General features: G+C 72.2%; 2 protein-coding genes. Both read left to right on the top strand.

Going from position 1 to position 974, the window contains the following annotated elements:
* Positions 1-18 precede the first annotated feature (18 nt).
* On the top strand, positions 19-729 hold the full coding sequence (locus C1I95_RS34140; RefSeq protein WP_111220245.1) for a demethylmenaquinone methyltransferase: 711 nt from the start codon (positions 19-21) through the stop codon (positions 727-729).
* A 59-nt stretch (positions 730-788) separates the two neighbouring features.
* The coding region (locus C1I95_RS34135; RefSeq protein ID WP_111220243.1) for a hypothetical protein at positions 789-974 on the top strand (186 nt) is incomplete at its 3' end.

The raw sequence follows: 974 nt of genomic DNA, 5'->3' as shown, positions 1-974 counted from the left end.
GGCTGGCAGAGTGGAGGGGTGAGCCGTACCCCGCAGGGCCATCGCGCCAGCCTGGACAAGCAGCCGCACGAGGTCGCCGCGATGTTCGACGGCGTCGCGGCCCGCTACGACCTGACCAACACCGTCCTCTCCTTCGGGCAGGACCGGTCCTGGCGGCGCGCCACCCGGGCGGCGCTCGAACTGCGCCCCGGTGATCGGGTCCTCGACGTGGGCGCGGGCACCGGGGTCTCCACCGAGGAACTCGCCCACTCCGGGGCGTACGCGGTCGGTGCCGACCTGTCGCTCGGCATGCTGTACGCCGGCAAGCGCACCCGTCCACAGGTGCCGCTGCTGGCCGGGGACGCCCTGCGGCTGCCCTTCGCCGACGCCAGCTTCGACGCGGTGACCATCTCCTTCGCGTTGCGCAACGTCAACGACACCGACGCCGCGCTGCGCGAACTGGCCCGGGTGACCCGGCCGGGTGGCCGCCTGGTGATCTGCGAGTTCAGCACCCCGGTCAACGCCGCCTTCCGCACCGTCTACCTGTCGTACCTGATGCGCTCCCTGCCGGCGGTGGCGCGGGCCGTCGCCAGCAACCCCGACGCGTACGTCTACCTTGCCGAGTCGATCCGGGCCTGGCCGGATCAGCCGGCCCTGGCGGCCCGGGTGGGCGCGGCCGGTTGGGGTCGTGTGGCGTGGCGCAACCTGACCGGTGGGGTGGTGGCCCTGCACCGGGCCGTACGGGAGTGACTTTCCCTATTTAGGTGAATGCGGCGATTTAGTCCGCTTTGCGCCGTAGGCTGGCCAGCATGACGGATCCGAAGGATGTGGCCATCGACGATGCCGCGGAGCTGGTCGAGCAGCTCAGGGATCTGGCCGGCGCGGATCCCGCGGACGTGCGCCAGGTGGTGTCCGAGGTGCTCGCGGCCCTGGACCGGGCCGCCGGCGGCACGCTGCGCGAGCACCTGCCGGAAACGATCCGGGCTGGTCTGGAC

Source organism: Micromonospora craterilacus (genome assembly GCF_003236315.1).
GTDB lineage: Bacteria > Actinomycetota > Actinomycetes > Mycobacteriales > Micromonosporaceae > Micromonospora > Micromonospora craterilacus.
Note: the sequence above shows the minus strand (reverse complement) of the source record. Positions and strands in the feature narration are given on the sequence as shown.